Source organism: bacterium (assembly GCA_021371935.1).
Lineage (GTDB): Bacteria > Armatimonadota > UBA5829 > UBA5829 > UBA5829 > UBA5829.
In genome coordinates this window covers 92,134-117,956 of the sequence record JAJFVF010000009.1, presented here as the reverse complement: position 1 = coordinate 117,956, position 25,823 = coordinate 92,134, and the positions used below count along the sequence as shown (strand labels likewise).

The 25,823-nt window shown below is 49.2% G+C and carries 15 protein-coding genes and 1 tRNA gene; 3 read left to right on the top strand and 13 right to left on the bottom strand.

The features are described from left to right. Positions 1-130: 130 nt before the first annotated feature. Positions 131-2,335 (top strand): beta-galactosidase trimerization domain-containing protein, encoded by a 2,205-nt coding sequence (locus tag LLG46_06960; protein ID MCE5323038.1) that lies wholly within the window; start codon positions 131-133, stop codon positions 2,333-2,335. Positions 2,336-2,377: 42 nt separating this feature from the next. Here LLG46_06960 and LLG46_06955 read toward each other — a convergent pair whose 3' ends face one another. From LLG46_06955 to LLG46_06915, 9 genes are all read right to left on the bottom strand, one after another. Continuing rightward, positions 2,378-2,959, bottom strand: a complete 582-nt coding sequence (locus tag LLG46_06955) for a hypothetical protein (GenBank protein MCE5323037.1) — start codon at positions 2,957-2,959, stop codon at positions 2,378-2,380. Positions 2,960-3,071: 112 nt separating this feature from the next. Continuing rightward, a complete protein-coding gene (locus tag LLG46_06950) occupies positions 3,072-4,100 on the bottom strand; it encodes a TIGR00341 family protein (GenBank protein MCE5323036.1) in 1,029 nt (342 codons plus the stop codon). Positions 4,101-4,233: 133 nt separating this feature from the next. Then, positions 4,234-5,019 carry a hypothetical protein gene (locus LLG46_06945; GenBank protein MCE5323035.1) on the bottom strand — a complete coding sequence of 262 codons (786 nt, stop codon included), beginning with the start codon at positions 5,017-5,019 and terminating at the stop codon, positions 4,234-4,236. 49 nt (positions 5,020-5,068) lie between these two features. Then, positions 5,069-5,809: a C39 family peptidase gene (locus LLG46_06940; protein MCE5323034.1), complete on the bottom strand. Its 741-nt coding sequence runs from the start codon at positions 5,807-5,809 to the stop codon at positions 5,069-5,071. 224 nt (positions 5,810-6,033) lie between these two features. Next, complete coding sequence (locus LLG46_06935; GenBank protein MCE5323033.1) at positions 6,034-6,438, bottom strand: STAS domain-containing protein; 405 nt, start codon at positions 6,436-6,438, stop codon at positions 6,034-6,036. Between the two features lie 52 nt (positions 6,439-6,490). Beyond that, positions 6,491-7,087 carry an isoprenylcysteine carboxylmethyltransferase family protein gene (locus tag LLG46_06930; protein MCE5323032.1) on the bottom strand — a complete coding sequence of 199 codons (597 nt, stop codon included), beginning with the start codon at positions 7,085-7,087 and terminating at the stop codon, positions 6,491-6,493. Between the two features lie 213 nt (positions 7,088-7,300). After that, complete coding sequence (locus LLG46_06925) at positions 7,301-9,133, bottom strand: hypothetical protein (GenBank protein ID MCE5323031.1); 1,833 nt, start codon at positions 9,131-9,133, stop codon at positions 7,301-7,303. A gap of 25 nt (positions 9,134-9,158) precedes the next feature. Then, positions 9,159-10,478 carry a 30S ribosomal protein S12 methylthiotransferase RimO gene (gene rimO / locus LLG46_06920; GenBank protein MCE5323030.1) on the bottom strand — a complete coding sequence of 440 codons (1,320 nt, stop codon included), beginning with the start codon at positions 10,476-10,478 and terminating at the stop codon, positions 9,159-9,161. Between the two features lie 8 nt (positions 10,479-10,486). Further along, a complete protein-coding gene (locus tag LLG46_06915; GenBank protein ID MCE5323029.1) occupies positions 10,487-12,832 on the bottom strand; it encodes a DNA translocase FtsK in 2,346 nt (781 codons plus the stop codon). 632 nt (positions 12,833-13,464) lie between these two features. Between LLG46_06915 and LLG46_06910 the strand changes: the two genes are divergently transcribed. Next, a complete protein-coding gene (locus tag LLG46_06910; GenBank protein ID MCE5323028.1) occupies positions 13,465-18,348 on the top strand; it encodes a hypothetical protein in 4,884 nt (1,627 codons plus the stop codon). 480 nt (positions 18,349-18,828) lie between these two features. Here LLG46_06910 and LLG46_06905 read toward each other — a convergent pair. The 3 genes from LLG46_06905 to LLG46_06895 all read right to left on the bottom strand — a co-directional run bounded on the left by LLG46_06905 (position 18,829) and on the right by LLG46_06895 (position 20,585). Beyond that, positions 18,829-18,912: transfer RNA gene (locus tag LLG46_06905), tRNA-Leu, on the bottom strand. A gap of 110 nt (positions 18,913-19,022) precedes the next feature. Beyond that, a complete protein-coding gene (amrB, locus tag LLG46_06900; protein ID MCE5323027.1) occupies positions 19,023-19,886 on the bottom strand; it encodes an AmmeMemoRadiSam system protein B in 864 nt (287 codons plus the stop codon). Between the two features lie 24 nt (positions 19,887-19,910). Continuing rightward, positions 19,911-20,585 (bottom strand): hypothetical protein, encoded by a 675-nt coding sequence (locus LLG46_06895; protein MCE5323026.1) that lies wholly within the window; start codon positions 20,583-20,585, stop codon positions 19,911-19,913. 198 nt (positions 20,586-20,783) lie between these two features. Between LLG46_06895 and LLG46_06890 the strand changes: the two genes are divergently transcribed. Further along, positions 20,784-22,508 (top strand): glutamine--tRNA ligase/YqeY domain fusion protein, encoded by a 1,725-nt coding sequence (locus tag LLG46_06890; protein MCE5323025.1) that lies wholly within the window; start codon positions 20,784-20,786, stop codon positions 22,506-22,508. A gap of 588 nt (positions 22,509-23,096) precedes the next feature. Here the strand turns inward: LLG46_06890 and LLG46_06885 are convergent. Further along, the gene (locus LLG46_06885; protein ID MCE5323024.1) at positions 23,097-25,670 is read right to left on the bottom strand and encodes a YCF48-related protein; all 2,574 of its coding nucleotides are present in this window, start codon (positions 25,668-25,670) and stop codon (positions 23,097-23,099) included. Between the last annotated feature and the right edge of the window lie 153 nt (positions 25,671-25,823).

The window sequence follows — 25,823 nt, the reverse complement described above, 5'->3', positions numbered from 1 at the left end:
AGCCGGAGTATGTTGGCAATGGATTCGGCATGGGTACAGTGTACATTTAGGAATTATATGAACGTTTTTCGGTTGCGCTCGCCGCCAGGCTCTGTTATGCTTGTTTTCAAACCCAGCAGGAGGAATTACTGTGGTTAATGAGTTAAAATGGCATCAGCGGCCGGTCCGCATGATGCGCCTGGATTATTTCGGTGATGATTTGAGCCGGATCAAAAATACAGATCTCGATGCACTGGCTCGCAGCAGGCGGAATGAATGGCATATCAACTGCGAGTGGATTGTCGGCACACCGGGCATGGCTCCCGGTCTCGGATATCAGACAACATTCAATTCTCCCAAGTTTGAAAAATACCCACCACTCGGCGATTTTGACTTTGTCCGAGAGTATCTGCCATTTGCAAAAAAATACGGAATTAACCTGATCGCGTATCTGAATATGCACTGGTTCGCATATGATTTTGCGGATGCTCACCCCGATTGGGAACAGAAAACAGCCGACGGCGCATCATACGGCAGACAGTTTCCTCTATATGGCAGTGGCTCAACTTTCTGCGTAAACGGCGCCTGGAGAGACTGGGCATTTGAGATGATTCGTGAAGCCATGGCTACCGGCATAGATGGCGTCTTCCTCGATGGTCCCATATTTTTCCCCGGATGCTGCTACTGCGAGAGCTGCCGTCGGCAATTCGCATCCGAATACAAGACCGATATTCCAACCCGGGAGGACTGGTCCGACCTGGACTGGATACACTTTGTCGAGTTCCGCTCGCGCTCGCTCGCAAGGTTCCTTGAAGACTGCAGAAAGGCTGTAAGGTCGGTAAACCCGGAAGGAGTCGTCTTTCTGAATGCAGGCTGTTGGCAGGCCGGGACATGGAGGTTCGCGCGCAGCATCGACAGTGTCGGCGACTATGAAGACTTTAATGGCGCTGAGGCATTTTTCCATCCCGGACCTCATGAGCAGATGCTGCTGCCATGGGCGGCTACGGCCAAATATATGACTGCGGGAGATAAACCGGCGGTCGTTTTCAGTCATCACATGCTCGGCTCCTGGCACTATATCCCACTCTCGAAAATTGAAGCCGAACTGGCTATTGCGCAGACCGTTGCATGTGGAGCCAATCCTTGGTTTGCCATCGTCAATTATGCGCTGGAACACAGCCGTGAGGCCGCGATTGAACCGATCAATGAGATGCAGAGTTTTCTTGCCGGGCATGAAGAGCATTACACAAACACGCATTCATGTGCGGATATTGCGCTGCTCAGCTCATCACAGACGAGCACATACTACGTATCCAGGCTCGCCGGGTTCTATGGAGAAGCCGGTTCCGGCAGAGAAGAAAACCTGTTGGTGGATATGGGTTCGGGCGAAGAGAGCGTTGACTGGAATAAGCGAAAGAGCATATGCGAGACGGCACTCGATGGGTCATATCTGGGTTATTTCCTGGCTATGACGAGGTCGCATATTCCATTCGATGTGGTATTGGACAAGGACATCTCGCCTGAGAGGCTCTCGGCATATCGAGTGCTGATCTTGCCCAACTCGGCATGTTTATCGGACGGACAGATAGAGTTCATTAAGCAGTTCGTGCAAAACGGTGGATCGGTCGTGGCAGAGTTCGAGACTGGAGCATACGATGAGACCGGCCAGCCCAGAAAAGCAAACCCTCTGTTCGGTCTATTGGGTGTAGAATGCATCAAAGGCATGATGAAACCGGTATCCATGGAGGAGTATGTCCGCATAAAGCAGACTCATCCAGCCACCGAAAAATTCACGATCAACCAACTGACTGCCAGACCTACATACAGCCTGAAATGCGCAGCATCTAAAGATGCATTTGTGCCGTCCGTGTTCATGAATGAAGTTGGGGCGCTATATACACCTCTCAAGGGAGAATCCGACAACCCTGCGCTTATTGTCGGCTCATATGGCATGGGGCAGACAGTGTATATACCGTCGCTGGTGGGTAACTTCTATAACAAGTTCAAACTGCCGGACTATGAGAATCTGATCGCAGATATTATACGATGGGCGCACGTCGACCCAATGATGATTGAGACGGACTGTCCTTCTACAGTGGAGATCGAGCCGCGCTGGAATGCTCAAAAAGACAAAATTCTCATCCATCTGGTCAACAACACAGGAGATATGCAGAGGCCGATTACACAGATAATCCCAATGTCCGACATATCCATTCGTCTCAGATGCCGGTCCGTCAAGAATGCAAAGGCACTGCGTGCAGGACTGGACTTGCCCATTACTCGTCATGGCGAATGGGCTGAGTTTACGCTGCCCAAGCTGGGTGTGTATGAACTCATAGCTGTTGAGCTCGATTGAAAAATAACAGGCAGTGGGAGAAGTCCTGCTGCCTGTTGTCCCTTAAAGCGGATATGCCGTTGCCGATAGGCCGTTGTTTATATAGTCTATCCGCACTCTCAGATTCTTTGCCCCGTCAAGGACCGGTAGATCGAACTTATACGGTGCACACTCTCTCGACTGGCTGCACAGCTCCGCTCCATTAAAGGCAAGCACGGTCACCGTCACACATCGCACTCCGGGAATATTGTTGGGCATGCCGACATAAATGTGACCCTTGCTCACCTTGATCTTGGGTGGAGGAGCATTGTCGTATTCACTCGGAAGAGGGTCAAACATACCGGGAGGTGGACCGTTCTTGAGATCGGGATATATGTATGGACCGTAGCCCTTGCCCAAGTGGCCTGTGCCGTAGCCATACATACCCCACTGATCGGACGGAATGTATCGGTGGAAATAATCGGCTCCAATCTCTGCCGGATATCCCACTCCCGAACCAAATCGCTGTGTCTGCCCCCCGCCTGAAAGGGCACCGTCATAAGAGTTGTAACCCAGATTGCCCAGATTGCAATCCTCTGCCATGACCACACCGGCCAGAGCCGGTATGATTATCAATGTGAGAACAGGAAATGCATACTTCATCACCCATGTTCCCCCTTGTAATCGTTATAACATTAATAGTGTTGTACGATTCCCCGGCTTTTACGCCTCTACAGTGCATGGGATAGGGATTAACCGGATTGGCGTTATATTGAAATCAATCACACGGTGCTTTCCTGTTGACCTCTATAGGCATCCGCGACTCGTGCAGCCAGCCACTGCTGGTTGCTTCCTTGGTAATAATCGAACGAATATGCAGTTCAACTGGCGGTGATGCAGGTGGAAGTTTAGACTGCATATTTGCAATCTGCGACGGTTCAATTGAAAACGGCGTACGAACAACCGCTGTCACTACGGTCCGGCACTTCTCCTGATCGATTCTGAGTTCTGCAAGATAGCTCCCACGATGCGACTGAAGTTGCTTGACAAGCGTATTTCGCACGTCTATCTCGAACCGCCGTGAGGTTAGTGACTTTTGGAAGTTCACGACCAGGATTATAATAAGCGCTATCAGTAGAATCAGACTTGGTCCATTTAGAAAAAGAAATACTCGTGGACTGTTTCTCATTGGCCCTGTGATCTTGTGATAGCCATGCAGCCATAGCACGACAGACGATGATACCTGAACGGCAACCATATTTGCAAAAAAGAGAAGGAATGCACCCTGGGCATGCTGAATGTCACCACGGGCAAGCAGAATTCCACTGGCACTCAAGGGCGGCACAAGAGAAGTTGAAACGGCAACACCCACTAGACTTGCACTAATACGTGGAGATAAAGTGGCGTAGGCTCCAGCAGCCCCTCCGGCAAGCGCAATCAAAAGGTCCATAATGTTAGGCTCGGTTCGGCACATCGCAGCACATCCCAACGGTATATCCTGATGAATACTGCCTATGATTACCGAAACTATGAGGACTATTGCAGTTCCGCCCGTTGTAGCCAGAAGTGCTTTAGCCAATAGTTTATTATCGGCGTCTACAAGCGCCAATGCCACTCCCATCAGCGGTCCGAGGAGCAACGCCACTATCATGGCACCGATTACCACGGCAGAGTTATCCAGCAGCAGACCATAGCTTGCAATCACGGCCGAAAGGGCATTCATTGTTACTTGTGACGAACTAAATGTCGCATTCTCCTGAATGCTTTGGCGGATTGCAGCATGGCCTTCACCGTATGCGGGTCTCATCTTTGCCCATTCACTGAATTCTGTCGCTACGAATACTCATTATGAACTTCGTTTGCGATATATACCCAAAATTGGAAAGTCTGACCTGACTACAGTGAATAGTATGTTGGGCGTTAGAGGTTGGGGATACGTTTTACCCGATATACCCATCATCGCGGCGGGCGGCGTATATGCCGATGGCTATCACAATGATGACAATCCCAGCTATCGCAGCGATCAGCCATATCGGCAGATGTTTGTTAGGACTTGGTTGTGCGGACGGCGAATCGCCAAGGCCGATCAATGGCCGCGGATCCACCGTGCCTGTCATTACAGCCTCGCGAAACCACTTGTTGAATTTCTTGTCGCCCGCCTTCTCGATCATAAAATGGAAACTCTGCAGCTTTTGTTTATATGTCTCGTTAAGCTCCACGGTCTTTCCGATCATAACGCCTGTCTGATCCTTTGATGGCTGACCATAGAATTTTCGCGTCTTGTCTGTGGAAAAGTGAACTGCCGCGCCTTCCTGAAACCAGAACGGAAGCGGCTTTGGGCAGGCCAGGCTGATATATGCATGCACAAGCTCGTGGCTGAGCACGTCGTTATATTCCTTGGTTAGATTCGTCTGGATGATTGCAACATACCTGCCTGCTATGGTGACCCCTGACACATTTGGATTGACGAAAGCTTGCGTGAGGACAGGAGGAATTGAGTCGCGCTTGAATGTCTTGACAAGCACTGACTGTGTGGGAGGCGGGATCTTAACGACATCGCGCAGTTTGACCACTGATGGGACTTGGCTGGTTGCCAGATCGATTTGCTGAGCGCCTTTGAAAGCCTCGTCCAAAGCCGCAGGGTCAAAAGACTCAGCAAATACTCCGCACGAAGCCAGGACAACTAATATAAGCAATACTCCAGACGAAGCCAATCTGACCATCATTCACCTTCCAACAGCCATTACGAGCCTGCCTGGTTTTATGTTCCCTGTCTTACCCTTTGGTTCCTGCACCCATTGCATGCTCTATCTTGTCGAGAATATTCAGAGTATACGAGTTCTGAGGCTGCAGTTTTAGCGCCGCCTGCGCTTCCTTGAGAGCCTCATCGTAGTTTTTGCGCGTATAGAGCGCGTATGCCATGTCCATATGCACGACCGGGTTCTGTGCTCCCAGTTCGTCCGCAAACTTGTCTTTATCGGCAGGCACAATCACCAGCGCCCAATGCCCCTTACTCTTCCAGAGAGTCTCGCATTCCGAATAACTCAGCTCAGTGATGTTGTCATAGTATGGATCGATCACTTTGAATTTTGAGCGGGCGTCATCATAACCCGTCAACACACGGTAATGACCAGAGGTATCAGTCCGGCTGTTTTGCTGAAGCACTATTACTGGAGCACCTGCAGCTATCTTGGTCTTGACATCATCTATGCTCGTGTTCCAGGAGTATGCGGAAAACCCTCGTGAACGCGCATACAGAAGCATGTCGGCCCCGTTGGTTGCTCTTGTCGCCGGATCATATGTCTCCTTGCCGACTGTTTCCTGAGTGGTATCGACCCCATAATAGCGCAGCACAGCTGTCAGGCAGGCCGGACCACAATAGTTCGTAAGCTGTTTGAGACGAACGAGTCCATCGATTGAGTGTGCGCTCGGCAACTGCGCTCCTGCAAATGAGCCGGAGATAAACAGACTGAGCGCTAAGAAAATAGATGTGCTTGTGGGCTTGATGTAACGCATTTCAATAGTCCTGTTAAAAACTGCTCAGCGGCATTACTGGCGGATTACAGCAGTGTATGATCTCATTATAGCAGGGACAATTTTGGGCGCAAGCAGAGCGACTTTGGGTTGTTTTGGCATTTTACGAGTAAAATCGACCCGGAGAGAAAATATTTTTTGAGGGATATAATGACGGCGGCTAAATCTGCCTATAATACATGACGGCACAAACCTAGTTCATCTTTTCACCTTCTCTTGGTGGCCCGCTTCAGATGAGGCGGGCTTCGTTTTATCGAATTGACGGCGTCCTCCATTGACTCATAGCAGCAAAGCTCGGTCTCGATGCGTGTGATGTGGAGAACCTTCGTTAGCAGACCATGACAGCCCACAAGCAGCAACCTGCGCCCGAGTGCATCAAGAGCGGTTTTGGTGGAGAGTATCGCGGCGATGCCCGTGGAGTCCGTATATTCCAGCAGGTGAACATCCATTATTACATTTCGCCGCCGGTTGATAAGCGACTGCACATCAGATATGAAACCCGGCACCGAGGAAGCATCCAACTCACCGCACAGGCATACGACCGACAGTTCACACTCGTCGAGGTCGCTTATCAATGTGGTGAAGATGTCATCGTTTCCAGATAGGGACATACATCACATATACCTAACTACAAGATCAACCAAACCTGATTGAATATTGCGATCAGATATGCCAATGAATATATGCTAACTTGTCTATGCGCAAATATATCAAAGCTAAAACTACGATTATCCCCAGAGCTACTATCTGCTCATGGTTTGCGCATACCTGCGACCACTTTGCACGCCTGGATTCGGATTTTGAATAGGGCTTGAACCTTGGAATCCATCTGTGGACTTCACTGCAATAGTGCTGATAGTGTGGCGCAAATATCTCCTGAAGTCTGCGCTCTTCGCGTCTGACCCTGAGATTGCCGTATATGCCATACAATACTATGAACCCAATAACCATGTAAGGATTCCAGGTCATAATAAATATCCCCAACCCTACAAAAAACCTGCCGAAATACATGGGGTTTCTGACATGCGAATAGGGACCGGATATAGTAAACTTGGTATCTTTGTGCAGGTGCGAGGTCGCCCACATCTGAATGAGTTCGCCAAAAATTGCTACTGCCGCGCCATACCAGAACGCCTGCATGTTGTAAATAAATCCGAGAATACCAGCGAACGCTATGGTCATAAGCGGCACCCGCCACCAAGTCATCGTCCGGTGAATCTTATCTTCCAATGTAACGCGCGCTTCTTGCTGCACTGACACTTCATACCTCCTGAGGCTATAGACCAAGGTGAAGTTTAGCATATACGGCAAGGACGGTCAAGATGGCAAAGTATGTGGGAAGAATCAGTCATCTGGAAATTTTGGCTCGGCAGGAGTCTCGCCTTCCCGGCATGCTAAGTCTGCTTCGACACATGCAAAATCGGGTCGGAACTGCCCGTCCCGACCCGGTTATTCTCAAGTCAACTCGACCATTTAGTCCTTTTTGATGTATTTCTTCTTTGTCTTGTTGAAGCCTTGACTGGACTTTTTCTCGTCGTAGAGCCACTGGTCAGACTTACCTCTGGTATGAAATGCATGATACGAACTCAGAATCGACGCCACCAGTAGCCTGGAGCATCGTTTCACTATGTTGACCTCGTTGACCAGGCGAGCAAAGTCCATTCCCTGCTTGCCGAGTATCTCGACGATCACATCATAGATGGGCATGTCGGTGCTCTCGAACCTGGCCTTCAGATCGAGCAGTTCCAGTGAGCGGTTGGTGTCTATGCCCAGCATTGCGTCCGTCTCATCCTGGCGTATGAGCCGGTATTCGCCCGGCTTGGATGTCTTCTCGATAGTAAACACAGCACCGGAGACCTCAGTGATCTCTTTATAGAAATCCTTGAGACCATAGATCAGGCGGGTCGTGTTGTTTATATAGCAGGTCTTACGCTTAGCCTCGTCGATCAGCACGATTGGAATGATCTCGGGTTCAGTGCCGAAGAAGTCCGGGTTGATCTGGCAGAGCGGGAATGCCCCTGCAATCTTGTGATGATATTTGAGCACGCACCGCTGACTGTCGCCGTTGGGTTGATACATAGTGCGAGCTGGGTCCTCATCAGTGACGTCCTCCACCAGAGGATCGTAGATAGCCGATTTCAGGTTGCCGTCAAAGCCATCCTCTTCCAGCATCTGGTCATAGACATCGCCTTCGGGAGTCTCAAACGGTACCGAAGCAGGCACGACTAGTGAGGCCGGGATTTCTTTGACCTCATCAGGAAAGACCTCGACTTTGCCCCAGCGCGTGCCGCCAAGCCACATAACACGCTCTTCATCTTTCAGAGCTTCTTTGAGACTCTCCAAGGCTCCAGCAAATCCGGCTTCTTCCGAACCAATTTCAAGGACAGCGTCAAGCAGTTCCTCGGCTGAAGCGCTTCCCTTATTGATAATCATCGAGATGATTTCTTCTTTGTCAGTATCGGTGACCGTAATCGGACCCTCGGCTTCTTCCTCTTCGGCCTCCATAGGTAGTTCGGCCAGCTCACCGGCTATCTCGACCAGAGTCTTTATAAAGCCCTTCTCAGCCGATGCTGGGTATATTTTCTGATCCGAAAAGACCAGCACCCGATCATCCGCCAGCACCGCGCAATAGAAGTCTACCGGGTCAAAATCCTCACCAAGCTCACGCCATGCAAAAAGCGCCATTATCTTGAATGGAATCGGCTCCTTGCAGTCCTTGGCAAGCGCAGCGGCAGTGTCTGCGACCTTATCGATATCCCATTTCGCCGCAGGGCAAAGCCCGGTATAGTGCTCTACTTGATCCACGGAGAGGAAACTGTCAAAAACTACATCGTCCTCTTCGTCAGACGTCACATTCAACAGCCATGACGCCAAGCCGTATTTGCCGTCACCTGCCGCGAAAAACTTATCCTTGTCCGCAAGTATTCTTGGAAGAGCCTGTTCATAATACTCAGCAGGTCGGCTGTAGACCTGAGCAAGCTCCTGGGCCAAGACCTTCAGGGAGACAGGCACTCCGGCGGACTGCACTATCTCCATCAGTACCCGCTCGAAGGGTCTATGCACGTCGCCGTAACGCGAGGCAGCAGCCCAGCGCCGGTCGACCGTCTCGAACCGGCTGCTTTGAGCCATTACGTCACGCATAAGGCGCATGGTCACGCCTTCGACCTCGACCCCTTTCATAACCTGCCTGAGCTTGGACGCCTGGCTCTTGCCGAGCAGACTGGCGTATGCCTTGTCCGCAAGAAAACGCCTGGCGTTCTCACGCGCAATATCCGCTTTATTCAGCGTGGTTGCTGATTCGTTCACTATCATTTCCTCCGTATTATGTATGTCACAACTTCATCGACCCTACAAGGTCGTATTCACTTGCTTCGGTTATCTCAACGTCTACAAACTCGCCCGGCTGTGCTGAACCGCCGCGAATATACACCAAGCCGTCGATCTCAGGCGCATCACGGTAGCTGCGCCCGAAGGCACCCTCATCCGTCACCCCCTCGACCAAAACTTCCAGCTTCTTGCCGATTAACGCATGGTTCTTCTCAAACGATATGTCCTGCTGCAGTTCCATCAACTGCTTGACCCGGGCTGCTGCCGTTTTTCGGCTGACCCTCGGCTTCATCGAATAGGCGGGAGTGCCCTCTTCACGCGAATATGCGAAGACCCCCACCCTGTCGAACCTAATCCTCTTGACGAACTCCACCAGGCTCTCGAAGGCCTCGTCTGTCTCGCCGGGAAAACCGGCTATGAACGTGCTGCGCAGAGCCATCTCGGGAATCCTTTCCCGTAATTTATCAATCACCTGCAAATACTGCCCGACGCTGCCCCTGCGGTTCATCGCCCTTAGAATTCCATCATCACCGTGCTGGAGAGGCATGTCCATATATTTGACTACCTTCTCGCACGATGCAATCGTCTCGATCAGCTCAGGCGTCACCTTACTCGGATAGCAATATAACAGGCGCACCCAGTGCAGACCGTCCACGTCATTCAGCTTCTCAAGCAAGCCGGGCAAAGAATTTGGTTTGCCAATATCGGCGCCATACTGCGTTAAATCCTGACCGACGAGCACAACTTCCTTTACACCGCTATCGGCAAGTCTGTTCGCTTCTTCTATTATATACTGCTTCGGCCTGCTGCGAAAACTACCCCGGATATCCGGGATCGCGCAGTAAGCGCAGCGGTTGTCGCAGCCGTCCGAGACCTTGAGATAGGCCGTCCACAGCGGAGTCGACTGCACCCTCGGTGTGTGCTCACACCACTGGCTCGGCGGCTTGGACTCATCGACTAGTTTCTTACCGGCAAGCACACTCTCTATTGCCTGGGCAATCTTTCCCGCATGGCCGACCCCAAGAAACGCATCGACTTCAGGCATCTGGGCGGCAAGCTCCGAAGCATATCTCTGCGAAAGACATCCTATTACTATTACCGCTTTGCATGTGCCTGAGTCTTTATACTCCAGCGCTTCGAGGATAGCCTCAACAGACTCCTCGCGAGCACTTTCGATAAAGCCGCAGGTGTTGACCAATATTACATCCGCGCGACCCTGATCTATTATTATCTCATGCCCTGCCTGGGCTATCTCTCCAAGCGCACCTTCGGAATCTACCAGATTCTTCGGGCAGCCAAGGCTTACTAAGCTTACTTTTGCCAATTACTTCCTCAGTCTTCTTCCTCGTCCGGCTCAATTATCTCTGCAGAAGGCACATCCTCGTCATACTCGTCGCCTTCAGATATGTCATCACTGCGCATGCCTATCGGTCCACCAAGAATAGATTCGAGATCAGCCTTGGTGATAAGCACCTGGCGCGGTTTGGCTCCATCGAGAGGGCCGACTATACCCTGCTGCTCCATCACATCGACTATCCTTGCCGCACGCGTATAACCAATCTTGAACTTGCGCTGGAGCATGGATGTCGAGCAATAGCCCGTGTTGACTATGAACCTCACGGACGGCTCAAAGAACTCATCGCTGAACGAGTCATCCTCACCGCCTCCGCTGCCACCTGTGCCCGACGGCCCCATGGCAGGCTGCAGCGTGTAATTCGGTTTGCGCTGATCCTTGAGGAACTTGCAGAGAGTATTGATCTCCTTGTCCGAGACAAAACAGCCCTGGATTCTGGTCGGCTTGGATGCATCTATCGGCAAAAACAGCATGTCGCCGCGCCCGATCAGTCTCTCTGCGCCCTTTTGATCCAGGATCGTGCGGCTGTCATGATGACTCGATACTGCAAATGCAACCCTTGACGAAATATTTGCCTTGATGATGCCCGTAATGACGTCAACCGAGGGGCGCTGTGTCGCGATCACCAGGTGGATACCAGTAGCGCGGGCGAGCTGTGCGATTCGTGTGATCGAACCCTCTACCTCCGCCGCGGCCTGCATCATCAGATCGGCAAGTTCATCGACTACTACGATCATGAACGGCAAGCGCTCTTCCGCACTCATCTTCTCGTTGTATGACTCGATATTGCGAGATCCGTTTCGGGAGAAAAGCTCATAACGCCGCTCCATCTCCTGCACCACTGCCCTGAATATTCCGGCTGCCTGTTTCACATCCTTTACGACCGGGCAGGCAAGGTGAGGAATGCCGTCAAAGAGACTCAGTTCAACCCGCTTCGGGTCTATAAGGACAAACTTCAGCTCGTCAGGCGTGGCTCTGAAGAGCAGGCTCGCAATCATTGTGCTCAAGCCAACACTCTTGCCGGCATTGGTCGCACCGCCGATGAGCATATGCGGCATCCTGGTCAGGTCGGCTACCCTCGCATGACCTGCGACATCTTTACCCAGAGCAAAAGTAAGTTTGCCCGGAGCATCTCGGAATACCTTGCTCTCGACAATGTCTCGGAGCACGACCATGCCCCTATTCTTGTTCGGGACCTCGACGCCTATGGCGGCTTTGCCCGGAATAGGAGCCTCGACACGCACGTCGATTGCCGCAAGCTGCATAGCCAGGTTATCAGCAAGACCAACAATCTTGTTTACTTTTATACCAGGCGCAAGGCGAATTTCGTATCGGGCGACAGTCGGCCCGCATGCGATCTCGACAACATTTGCCTGCACCTTGAACTCCTCGAGTGTACGCTCAATAATCTCTATGTTCGCTTTAAGCTCACTTTCGACCCTTGGTGGAGGAGGTGGCGGCTCTACCAATAGAGTGGTCGGAGGCAGTTGAAACTCACCATATTCGACCTGATCAGGCACTTGCGCAGGCGCGGGCTTGTGTGAACTGCCATTTTTGGTAGAACGTTCCTGATTGAACAGTGAGCCATTGATCTTGACCGGAACATGCTCAGGTTCAGAAACCGCTGCATCTGGAGCTGCAGCATCACTGCCCTTGCCGAAAATACCGGCAAGTGTTCTCTTCCGGCTCTCGGTAACAATCTCGGCATCCTTGCCGTTTACCTTTACAGGCTTTTTGGCGGCTGCTCGCTCGGCTGCGGCTTCTTTATAGTCCAAATATGCATTCTGCAGCTTTTCGAGCAGGTTGGCGAGTGGAATATCTACAATGAACATCGCCGCCGCCAAAGCACCAAAGACCAGCACTATATAGCTGATTAAGTCTCCCGTGAACTTACGCAGCACAAAGGCCAAAACATCGCCCAGGTATCCGCCGCCCAGCGCTTGAGTGTCCCTTGCTATGGCTGCATTAAGTGATGACCAAACTACGATCACCAAGAATCCCATGATGCTGCCGATGCTTATATTTCTTGGTATGAGATCAAGCGGACCCGCTATGAGCATTGCTCCCAAAAGCGCAAGCAGAAACGGTATGAGATATGCGCCGATGCCGACTGTGACACGCAAAGTGGCGGTTATATATCGCCCGAAGATCCCACTGGAATTTGGTGTGCACAGGGCTATGAGCATGGCGATGCCGAGCGCTATCAAAGCAAACCCGAATACCTCGAATACTACTATGGGGTTGCTTCTTCTCCTGGCCGTTTTTCTGGTGGTGGATCGTTTGGTTGTCCGCCTGCGCGACGCGGTGGATCGTGTTTTACGCACTGTATAGTGTGCCTTTCCGGTGTCTTTAATGCAGCATTAGCGCCGCTTAAAACCCAAAGTATTATACGCAATCGGCGCCTACGTGGTCAAACAATGAAAAACCAGACGTGAAACGTAGTCTTTATTTAGTGGAATTTCTGCATTACTGGAGGTGGATGCACTCACTCTACTAGCCCACATTATTCACGAAGATCGTGAATAATGCTCTCGGAGACCCTGATTATGCGAAAAGCGCATAACTCGGGCTAGATAATATACGGAATCAAGACCGAGACATGTAAGTTGCTTAGCTGATTGTCTATTGCAAAAAACTGGAATTGCCCTGGTGGGCGAGGAGGGATGGGAGAGAAGCAGAAAAGGGTGAAGTGCATCTGGGTGAATTACTGAGGTGTCTTTGTATAAACTGACTCCCCGTAATTGTCAAAATGTCAATCACGTCTTGCGCACATTATGTCCCCCAACAGTTAAACAATTAATCGTTATATCGTTGACAATCTCTTATTCATGAGCTAGTTTTCAATAAGACTATGTATAATGATGCTTGCTGCGCACAAATGGAGGTGGTTATGCAGCTGAGAATAACGCGCCAGTATATGCATTACTGTCATGGTTAACTACTAGGGAGGCAATTCATGGAAGGCAAGTCTCGCGTTTTGGTAGTAATGGCAATATGTGTTTTGGTGTTTTTGGCACAGCCCGTTTGGGCAACGACTTATTATGTTTCAGCTTCCAGCGGAAACGACAATAATGCTGGCACAAGCTGGGCATTGGCCAAAGCTACTGTGCAAGCAGCTATTACGGCTGCATCGAGTGGTGATCAGGTATGGGTCAAGAACGGGTTCTATCAGGAGGCTATCACACTTAAGAATGGTGTCGAGCTTTACGGCGGTTTTGCCGGAAGTGAGACGAGTGTTAATCAGAGACCCACTTTCCCCCGTGAAGACCCTGACGATGATGATTATAACACTGTGCTTGACGGCAATAATAGCGGGACAGTCATCGTCGTGCCCAGTGGTTATACCAGCCGGTTCGACGGATTCACAGTTCAGAACGGATACAATGAGACTGAAAATGAAGCAGGAGGGATGATATGTAGATATAATTCTTCCATGACAATCATAAACAACACATTTCTCGATAACGTTGGTCACAGAGGTGGTGGGCTGAGCATTTTTCAATCGGCTTCGTCAACTGTGGTCTCAAACAATACCTTTATCGGAAATGATGCTACATTCGGTGGAGGAATATTCGTTTTTGCTTCCATTCTAGTTACCAACAACACTGTCAAAGACAGTATTGGCGGTAGTGGTATATATACGCTTTCATATGGTCCAACAGTAATATGGAACTCTATCACTGGCAACAACGATGGCGGTGTAGTGCTAGAATCCTCTGGTGGCTTATTAGCTTACAACTGGATATCAGGCAACATTGGTGGAAAAGGGGCCGGTGTGCGCTGTGCATATACTGGCTGCACAGCGACTGTAGCGTGTAATGCAATTGTCAACAACTCTTCTGACGATTGGGGCGGAGGGATTTTCTGTGAGACGTGCTCTCCCAAGATAGTTAATAATACGATCGCATACAACACCTGTCCTTACTGGTCTGCGGCGTTCTATTGTTGGAATGTTGTAAGTGTAGAGCTTTCGAACAATATAATTGTATACAACTCTTATGGTATTTGTGGTGACAGTTCTACCCTAACGTGCACAAACAATGATGTTTACAATCCTAGTGGCACCAATTACATTGGGTTGTCCGACCAGACAGGAATCAACGGCAACATCTCTTCCGATCCTTTCTTTGTTGATGCTGTTAATTTGGACTATCATCTCTGTTCAAACTCTCCGTGTATAGACGCAGGTGAGGACGATGAGGTCGATACAGGTTGGGTCGATATGGATGGTGGTGATAGGAAAGTCGATGACCCATATGTATCCAGTAATGACACAGTTGATATTGGTGCCTATGAGTTCGCAATTATTCATGTCAAGACTGACGGTGACGACGAGGACGACGGTTTAAGCTGGGGTACAGCCAAAGAGACAGTTAATGCGGCACTTGATGCTGCTTCAAGCGGCTATGAGATATGGGTGGCAGCAGGAACAAGCTATTCGATCTCCACTTCGATTCCAGATGGTGTGCGTATATACGGTGGTTTTGATGGCACTGAAACCAGTATTGATGACAGGGACTGGGTTACGAACCTTACAGTTATATCTAGTGGATCTGTCAGTGCAACAGCATCCAGTTATGATATCACGATTGACGGCTTTCAGTTTACGGGTCTATCGGACATTGACCTGACCGGTGACGTAACGTTTTCTCACAATGTGGTAACTGGGTGCGACAACTGCAATGACAGCAGGATCATCACGTGTGTTGGGCCTGTTCTCTTCGCCAATAATCTGGTCTATAATAACTACGGCGACTATAGAGAAGAATATGGCACGACTGTCATATATTGCGCTTCCAGTCAAGGTGATCCCAGCTTAACGAACAACACAATATTCTCTAATGGTGTGGATGAATACAGAACAATTGAGTGTTCAGGGTCTCCATATTTGTCCAACAACATCATAGCTAACAATCTCGGCAGTGGAATATATGACATGGTTGGGACATCAGTGCTTTCTCACAACTGTGTTTACGGTCATGGCTATGGCAACTACATTGGTTACCCAACTCATTCCACAGACATCAATGTGAATCCATTGTTTGTAAACTCATCAAGTGGCAATTTTCATCTTCAGTCGACTTCACCCTGCATAGATGCAGGCGAAGATGATGAGGTCGATTCAGGTTGGGTTGATATTGATGGCGAGATGAGACTGGTGGACACAGTATTCGGTGGTGACAAAGTCGATATCGGTGCCGACGAGTATGCCGACACTACAAATCCTAGTACACCGGTTGTGACGGATGATGGGGATTATACTACATCTGACAGCGAACTACATTTCACCTGGACAGCAGCAACCGACGCCGAGTCCGGCATAGCCAGTTATTGGTATGCGATAGGCACGACTTCAGGTGGCACTGACACCCGAGATTGGACAGAGGTTTCCGGGAGCACGATCGAGATTACCGCGACCGATCTGTCTCTATCTACAGGTAGCGCGTATTATATATCTGTCAAGGCTGAAAACGGTCAGGGTTTGACGGGAACAGCCGGAGTCAGCGATGGAATTATTGTCGACGCCACAGCGCCCAGCACGCCTGTCGTGACGGATGGCGGGGCTTGCCAGAGTTCTTTGACATCATTGGCCGCAGAGTGGGCTTCCAATGATTCCCAGTCTGGAATAACAGAGTATAAGTATGCTGTTGGGACGAGTGCTTTGGATCCTGGCTGTGGCTACTTGATCGCGTGGACTTCTACAGGAACCAACACATCTCTATCGCTGTCCAACCTATCGCTTCGGGATGGCTGGACGTACTACTTTTATGTTAAGGCAAAGAATGGAGCTGGCGTTTGGAGCGATGTTGGTGTCAGTGACGGCATTACGTCAAATGACGCATACGCCATCGCAGGCAACGGATGGGTTAATATGGACCTTATTCGTGGCTGGGGAGACTTCGAATTCAGCGCTGATACCACGTGGCAATGGTCGGACCATTCATATGGCACCAAGGCAAAGAACGATAGTTATGACGCGGTCGCGCCATGCTGGACCAGGCACACTAGCTACGACGTCTGCCCCGACTCAGGTGTGGACACTGCGATATACAATATTGCGGACGGCGTAGGGGTCAATGGAACTAACTGCCAGTACTTTGCTCTCAAGAATCTTCAGTCAGGAACTAACTGGGGACGAATTCGACTCACGGTTCCCATTAACAACGACAAACCTCATGCTTTGCACACAGGCGACTATTTTGCATTTGGCGCCATGCTAAAAATGGCAAACTTCTCAGGTGTTTGTGTCACCTACAGTATCGGTGTCGACTACAGCACCGGTGGAAGCATGCAAAAGGTTGTGAGTCCGGATATCAATTTCAGCGCAGTGGAATTATATGACACGAACCAGGGCAGCCCTGTTTACCCGCAAGTCCCGTCCGGGGCCACCTGGGTCAACATATATGTTGAAATTCGGACTCAAGGGGATATCGGAACCTCTGTACCAGGCATCTATGTGGACGATGCTTATGTATATGTATTCAATAGGTCCAACGGGCAGGGCTACGAGAAGTGCCTTATTCCAGCGCCAAAAAATAGGAACATCAATCGCCACTTGATGTTCTATCAATCAAGCTACAACAATTACGAACTCGCGTCTAATTACGACGCTATTATGCTTGGTGAATCGCAGTATACTCAGGCTCTCCAAATTAAAGCATGCAACCCTGGCGTCCAATGCTATTGTTACGAGGCAGGTGGAGGGGTATATGACCATAGAGTCGGCGGAATCGATGCATGGTACTCCAACTGTCCAATTGGATTTCAGTACGTTCTCGACAATAATTATACGACTTGGTTATTTCCAGAGGGCAGTGGGTATGCCACAGACGATTTTGGTGCCTACTATGTTGCCAACGGGGACGCAGACGGATATGCGTCTGAATGGGCAACGAACGTGCGCGACCATCTGGAGCGATTCAAGTTCGACGGTGTTTTCATTGACACTATGATCACGCGGCAGGCGGACGGCGGATATCCCGGGTTGCCACCTTCATACTACCAGGCATTTCTTCACAACGTGATACCTACACTGCGCCAAGCAGGTTATACGGCTGTTCAGAATATGGGCAGGGTGAACCTTGAAGAGGGCTATGAAAGCGATGCACCCATTCCAGTCGATAAGTATAAGGAGCAGGGATTGATATACTTTAATCCACTCTGGGAGCCACACGGTGATTATCCTTCTTCAGTCTATGAGAACAATAACACAAGTGGGAGCAATACACCTGACCATTACTACCACGAAGCCGGCTTTTTCCAGTATTGGAGTCAGAGAAATCAATATATGAATAGTTACTGGGATAAGTGCCTAGTAGATATGGAAACTGTAGCACGCTGGAACAATGATCGGCCCCAATTACCTACCAAGCACATGCACATGCTTGCCGATGGTTATGATAGAATTGATGATCCTATCCGGGATCTCTCAGATCTTGTAAATGACCTGAATTGTTGGGGTCATTATGTCTTATGCTCTTACTTGCTTGCTCAGAGTGCCAACACTACATTGCAAATCGCATTGCAGACAAATTACCTTCCGGCATCAATTGATCTCTCTGTAACAAATATGCTAGGTGATGCAACTGAGACTACACCACCAGTATCGGGGCACTTTTGGTCGGTCCCTGATTCTAGCAAGCCACTGCTTCGAACTCGGACCTACAGCAATGGAATAGTGGTCGCAAATGGTGATGCTACTTCGTCTGTACAATACAATCCCAGCACAGTTGTGTATGAGGAAGTTACTGGCACTCCTTACGGACCCGGACAAACAAACACCTACATAATCATCCCGCCACGCGCTGGGCGGATATTCTTCAATGCGAGTCCATATTGATAGTATAGGACTTTTGCTGTGTCACTGATGCTGCTTAATAAGCAGCATCAGTTTGTCCATTAGCGAATACCTGTAATGGTTCAAAACTATCTAGAACATCTTGTTTCAAGCGCCGAAATTTGCGGGTGTAGATAAACATTGATTCTCAACAAGGAGGGTGCTTGTAATGCAAACTTGGATTCTCTTTCTTGACGGGACTTGGTAAGTGTATTTACGATCTTATGAGTTATCTAGTCAGATGAGGTGTGCGGAGGAATTACCGAATAAACCACCTACGCCGCTCTATACCCATGCCCGCGTTTCTTGTTTAGTGTCGCTGTAAATTGGTGGGTAACAACGATCCCTCTTGGGACCGCCATCCTCCTTACCAAATACAATTATGCCCAAAAGCGAGGGTGTTGTTTGACATTATTCAACCCCGAATAATGTCAAGGCACAGAAAGAGCCTCCCTATACTATCCAAGAAGGCTGTTTTAAGCGTGGTGGGCGAGGTGGGAGTCGAACCCACATGGGTTGCCCCGGAGGATTTTAAGTCCGCTGCGTCTGCCATTCCGCCACTCGCCCGTATGATATTGTCAGTCTATCAAAAGGAGTAGTAGGTGTCAATTAAATCGCATTGCAGCAATTCACTCTTCATGAGTGAATACCATCAACGTTTGGCTGCTAACTCCAAGTTACGCTTCTACGCTCAAAGCTCCATAACCCACGACTTGGTCCACCTCGCCTGTAATGTCACCCGAGCTGTAGTAAGCCAGCTTTCGCGCCCCAGTCGCTCCAAGCACCTTGCACGCATGCAGCATCACGGCTGTCGGCAGGACGCCGCACATCGTGATGGACCTGTCATATACGGTCTCAATAAGTCCTTCGGGGTCCAAATTCAGGACATGGTCTATTGCCAGAGTATCTTTTGCTCGTGCGCTGTCACGTGACTCATAGTGTGTTAAGTCGGAACTTGCAATAATAACTGCGCTCTTTCCTTTAATCGATTGAGCTATTGCATTCCCCAGGTCCTGTGTCAAAAGCAGAGCATCGGGTTTGTTTAGGTAGGCAAGAGTGATCGGGACAATGCGGATATTCTTGTGACCACGGCTTATATATTGCAAAAAAGGAAGCTGCACCTCAACAGAGTGCTCACGTACGTGTGCTGAGTCATCGGATGTTGCAAACTCTGCAAGACGTGTGATCTGGCCGGCGACTTCGAGGTCTACTTGCATTGATCCAAGAGGTGTTATCCATTCGGCCTGAGTCCCAACAGCAGCCACAGCGCCCAAACCATGGTGGTTTGGTCCCAAAATAATAGCTATATCCGGCAGACCATCTTTCGCAAGCTCAAAATAAGCATGTGCGGCTGCCTGGCCGGAATAAATATATCCCGCATGCGGACAGACAAGCCCAAGCAGACGGCCGATCCTTTTGTCCGTCACTTCAGGAATTTTGCCCGGCCCAAACCTGCTTACAAAACACTTTTCAATACTTCGGATCAGGTCCTGCTCATCAGCTTCATAGAACATGCCTGCCACTGCAGGTTTGCGTGCCATTTCGGCGCCTCCAGAGGTCATAGGTCAATCATCTGTGCCGGATTTGGCGAAGGCCTTTTGCCACCAACTCTTCTTGGGTGATTCGTCGGGCTCAGCATAATCCTCCGCAACCTTATTCAATGAGTCTTCATCGGGAACTGCACTGTCCGTATCAGACTTTGCTGCAGTCACATTCGGTTCATGCTCATCGACAACTTCTGCTTCGACTTGCGGAGGCTCTGTGTGCACTTCTCTGGTCCAGAACGATTCTTTGCGGCCAAAGGCCTGCTGGGACTCTTTCTTTATCTCATCCGCGCCGAACTTTGTGGGGTCTGCTGAGTCTAAACCAAGAACTTCAGCATCTTGAATGCCGGTCTTCTTGAAGAGTTCATTTACCTTGGCCACTCGCTCGGACCACTCTGCCTTCTTAGGTTCAGGCAGCGCTTTGGCGATCTCATTGAACTCCATTGACGTTAAGGCCATGGCCTCCTGAGTCCGGTTGAGCATGATGTTCGCACGATTGAGCATTACATTGAGTTCACGCTGGCGCTCGAGCAGTTCCATAACAAGCTCATTGGAGTTCTTCTCGCGTGACTTTGCGTCCTCATACTGCATTTCCAACAGCTTGCTTTTCTCCTTTAGACCCGCAAGCCGCCGTAGAGCGCGGTTCAACTTGTCTTTTAGAGCCTGCGCTTCAATTATTGGTTTGTTATCGTTCAAATTGCCGGCCTCCCGACAGACTGTTCCATATTGAGTATATCATATTTTATATTCTGGTCGTTCGACGGTATAAATTGATATTACGCCATTGACGGAGTTATTGTTCCGCTTATTCGCCCACTTGAAACCTGCCTTGACCTTGCGTGCTCAATGTGTCAAAATTAATCGTCAAACCTTGCGAAAAGAGATGCATGAATTATGAATGAGACAAACAAACAAAATGCCGACCCTGCTGGTGAAGACCGCGGTGAATCCACAGACTTCATTCGTGAAGCCATCAAAGAAGATCTGCGCGAAGGTCGATTCGACCATGTCCATACGCGGTTTCCTCCCGAACCCAACGCCTATCTGCATATCGGCCATGCCAAGGCTATATGGATAGATTATGGCGTCGCCCAGGAGTTCGGCGGTAAGTTTAACCTGCGCTTTGACGACACTAACCCCACCAAAGAAGAGCAGGAGTTTGTCGATGCAATAATAGAAGACGTCCGCTGGCTCGGAGCCGACTGGGATGATCGGTTGTTCTTCGGATCAGATTATTTCGAGCAGATGTATGAGTGGGCTATCGATCTCATAAAAAAGGGGAAGGCATATGTTTGTGACCTGTCACCTGAGGAAGTCATCGACATGCGCGGTGCACCTACCGAACCGGGTAAGGAAAGCCCTTACCGTAACCGCAGTGTGGAAGAAAATCTGGACCTGTTTCAGAGGATGCGCGCAGGCGAGTTTCCAGATGGGACAAGGACTCTGCGTGCCAAAATAGATATGTCTTCGCCCAATCTAAACCTGCGTGACCCGATAATGTATCGCATACGCCATGCAGAGCATCATCGCCAGGGTGACAAGTGGTGTATCTATCCAATGTATGACTGGGCTCACGGCTTGGAAGACTCTATCGAGGGAGTAACTCACTCGCTCTGCTCGCTGGAATATGAGATACATCGACCATTGTATGATTGGTTCCTGGATCAGCTAGGCATCTATCATCCACGCCAGATCGAATTCGCACGGCTCAACTTGACCCATACCGTTATGAGTAAGCGACGATTCATCGAGCTTGTGAGCGGCGGTTATGTCAGCGGCTATGATGATCCCAGGCTCCCAACACTGGCCGGCCTACGCAGAAGAGGCTACACGCCTGAAGCTATTCATGAGTTCTGCCGCAGAATAGGTGTGGCAAAAACAGACAGCGTGGTCGATGTTGCAGTGCTGGAAGACTGTGTGCGCGATGACCTCAACAAGCGCTCGCAGCGAGTAATGGCTGTTATGGACCCGCTGAAGGTTGTCATCACAAATTACCCTGAGGGACAGACCGAAGAGTTGGACATCATCAATAACCCAGAAGACCCCAGCACCGGAACGCGCAAAGTTCCGTTTGCAAAGGAGCTTTATATCGAACGCGAGGACTTCCGAGAAGTGCCTCCGCCTAAATATTTCCGCCTGGCTCCCGGCCGCGAGGTCCGGCTGCGCAACGCCTACTTTATCAAATGTAATGATGTGATAAAAGATGCAAACGGCGAGATAGTGGAGTTGCATTGCACATACGATCCTGCGACACGCGGTGGAGATGCGCCGGATGGTCGCAAGGTAAAAGCAACGTTGCATTGGGTTGCGGCAAGCAAGGCCATATCGGCAGAGGTCCGACTCTACGATCACCTTTTCAGCAAACCAGACCCGGATGATGTCGAAGAGGGTCAGGACTGGTTTTCCAACCTAAACCCAAATTCGCTCGAAGTTGCCACTTGCTATATAGAACCGAGTGTAGTCGGAGCTAAACCTGGCACTCGTTACCAGTTCGAGAGACAAGGTTACTTCTGCGTCGATATCGACTCGACTGCTCAAAAACTCATCTTTAATCGAACAGCTACTTTACGTGATTCGTGGGCAAAAATAGCAAAGTCAATAGAGCGTTCGGCGAGCTAGAGTCCGGTAGAGGGCTAATGGTTGCAATTCCTCAAAAAACAAAAGTAATAGCTAGAATCAGGTTGAGTATGGCCCATCCCGATATCGATAAGAGAACCAAGATGTATGAAATTGAATACGATGTGCGGCCGGATAGTTTCAAGAGCATCCCGGCCGCAATGTACCAGGGAATGGTTACGCTGGCTACAGTCGGCTATGGAACATATCCAGTCACTGTGACTGGCAAAATCCGCGTAGCGATAATTGTAATTATTAGTATGGAATGTTTGCACTTCCGGCAAGTGTTCCATACTCTCGGTTTGCAAAACATATATAATCGCGCCGTAATTAGCGTAAGGCCATCATATACCTTCGCAATCCACCCATTAAGCTTTGACATCCGTCTTTAAGCTTCTGTTTTTTTGCCTGAATGGCATTATATGCGAACTGCTGACCATCTTGATTCGTAACTATTATTGGCCCCATATTCAATCAACTGTGCTTAAGATTACACTTAGCAATTTACGCCAAGTAAATTGCATATCTCGGTCTGGATACAGTATATTCAAACACATATCTCTAATACAAGTTCAAGGCCATATTTACTAATTACGTTCCGGCAGGGCATATAAGATCAATTGACTCAGCCTCAATTATACGTTCGCCATCTACTGTGTTGAGAGCACCATCAACTGCGACCAGATCTCCAACATTAAAAGATAAGTCGCTTGTGTTTACACGAATGCCTGACAGGCGATTTTCTTGCTCGACATATATGCAATTAGCAAATATCGCTGTTACCACGACGTTGCTGCAATGCACTTGCGTTGTGCTCTGCTGTTTTTTTACATCAGATATCGCGGATGTTGGTTTCTGGGAGTAGCCGTGATATAACACTTCAACTGAATCAGCGTCGATAGCTTTCTTGCCATTTGTTGTAGTAAGTATGCCATGAATGTAAACAAGGTCACCAACGCAAAGGCTCGAGTCCGTGGTATTAACACGAATACCAGCACAGTGGTCTGGATGCTCTACGTAGATATAGTCCGGCATTTTTGCGATTATGTATACATGTCCAAAGTTCGCAGGTGTTCCGTCGGGGCGCAGTTTTGCCCATATGCAACCAGGCATCCCCGCCGTTGAAGTATGGAGAATTGTGCCGCTTTGTCCGAATATCCAGCCCGTATCGGTATCTGCGAATTTTACGCAGGTTAACGCTCTCTTTGTGCCAACATCCTTTAGGCTCCAATTTACACCACCGTCCGTCGTTTTATAGACGGCAGTTAAGGCAGTAACTCCCTCTGATCCACATACTGCCCATCCAGCATTCGCATCAGAAAAGGAGATTGATCTGGAAGATTCCCCTATGCTCACTGGCTGGCTCGCCCAGGTCACACCGCCATCTGTAGTCTTTAGCACAGTACCTTGATAGTCTGCGAGCCATCCGGTGGAAGGGTTGAGAAAGAAAATAGAGGTTAGTGCATTCAGTCCAGCAATTTTATTCATCTGCCATGTATGACCCATGTCTGTTGTATGCCATATGGTGCCGGTATCCTTTCTTCCTTCCGTTGAATTTGCGGTCCAGACACTGCCGATTGCATAGCCTTCCGCAGAACTTGTGAACTGCATTTTAGCAATGCTCGTGGAGCCTGACGAAGTAATTGTGGTCCAAGAGTTGCCTCCTGTTGAAGTCCAACACAATAGACCGTTTGCAGTACCCATGCAACCATTCACTTTATCCAGGAAGCAAAGCGGCCCTGCATTAGATAAATCTGCAAAAGTCGTGGAAGTCCAGGTTGTACCTCCGTTGGTTGTCCTGTATATTACGGTTTTGTAAGTGTTGCCGTCATATCCCAAAGCCCATCCCCAATTAGGATCAATAAAAGATACACCCTTGAGTCTGACTGTATATAAGCTTGCTTGAGGTGTCCAATTAATGCCACCGTCTGTTGTCTTGATTATCGCGTTGTGGTCTTCGTCAGCGTATGCAGTACCTACCGCAACAAGAGTTGACTTGTCGACTAGACTCGCATCATATATGTCCACGCTATTTTGATTACCTATTGATTTCCAGTTCGCCCCACCATCTTCAGTGTAGAAAATAAACTGACTAGATGTAATCCATGCTGTATTACTGTCAATAGCAAAGATAGAGTTTGGGATCATATAGGTTGCTAAGCTTTGGCGTGTCCACGTCAAGCCTCCATCCATGGTTTTATATGTGCATCCGCGTTCACTGCCAATTATCCAACCAGTATTTCCAACAAAATATGCAGATGTCAAAAATCTGCTTTGATAATCCCAAATGTTCTGGCTTGACCAGGTAAGCCCGCCGTCGGTAGTTCTAAGAATGATGTCGTATCCTGTATACGAATTATGACCAACTGTCCATCCTGTGCTGTGATCGATAAAATGGACAGAAACTAGGCTATCATAAGTATTGGGACTCAAGCGGGTCCATGTTTGGCCACCGTCTGTAGTTTTTATGATGAAGTCGTTGTGATTACTGTCGTATGCACCTACAGCCCATCCGGTTTGAGAATCTACGAAGCACATATCCGCAACTGGTTGACAGTTTTCAACGTTTGCAGGCGTCCATGTTTTGCCCCCATCGGTTGTTCTAGAGATAGCCCCTTCCCCGTTATAGTATCCAGCAACCCAACCATGATTTTCATCTATGAATATCACCTTGGAGACACACATTGTTTGTCCAAGCCACACATATGACCATGTTTTGCCCCCATCTTGTGTGTTAACAAGCAAAGTAAAAAAGGTTGATGACCGTTCCCCGGTTACCCCCCAACCAACAGTCGGGCTAGTAAAACAAACGGAATGTAGAGACTTGTCGGTACTCGGCGTTGTAAATTCGGGCTGTGTGGGCAACCAGTATCTGCCCGCCGTGTTTGTGCTAAGGAGTGTGCCACTTCCACCTACCCAGCCAGTGTCCTTATCTAAAAAAAAGACTGACATGAAATTAGACGAGCCGGTTATTGGGTTCTGCCACTCCCACCCACCATCTCCTGTAGATATAGCTCCGGCGTGACATGAAATAGAGCATGAGACACAAATAGCAACACACGCAAACAACATACATAATGATCTACACATTTCAATCACAACCTTTTTAGCAATATTATATTGCTCGACTGCTTGCACTATATCACCAAACACAAGAATTATCAACACTCATATAATATAATAGTCTAGTATAATGAATTTTTCTCTAGGTCTTGCTTTCATTGCAGATGGTGAGTGAATGACAATTAGTTCTTTTCAGGCTGTAGAAAGCTGTTTGATCAAGGTGATCGAGGGTTAGTTGGTTTGCAGTTCCTTAAA

What these genes read in the sequence shown, in the direction of transcription:
- amrB (MCE5323027.1), bottom strand. Translation starts at nt 19,886, where the DNA reads ATGGCACGCAAACCTGCAGTGGCAGGCATGTTCTATGAAGCTGATGAG.
- LLG46_06910 (MCE5323028.1), top strand. Translation starts at nt 13,465, where the DNA reads ATGGAAGGCAAGTCTCGCGTTTTGGTAGTAATGGCAATATGTGTTTTG.
- LLG46_06945 (MCE5323035.1), bottom strand. Translation starts at nt 5,019, where the DNA reads ATGATGGTCAGATTGGCTTCGTCTGGAGTATTGCTTATATTAGTTGTC.
- LLG46_06935 (MCE5323033.1), bottom strand. Translation starts at nt 6,438, where the DNA reads ATGTCCCTATCTGGAAACGATGACATCTTCACCACATTGATAAGCGAC.
- LLG46_06890 (MCE5323025.1), top strand. Translation starts at nt 20,784, where the DNA reads ATGAATGAGACAAACAAACAAAATGCCGACCCTGCTGGTGAAGACCGC.
- LLG46_06950 (MCE5323036.1), bottom strand. Translation starts at nt 4,100, where the DNA reads ATGAGACCCGCATACGGTGAAGGCCATGCTGCAATCCGCCAAAGCATT.
- LLG46_06940 (MCE5323034.1), bottom strand. Translation starts at nt 5,809, where the DNA reads ATGCGTTACATCAAGCCCACAAGCACATCTATTTTCTTAGCGCTCAGT.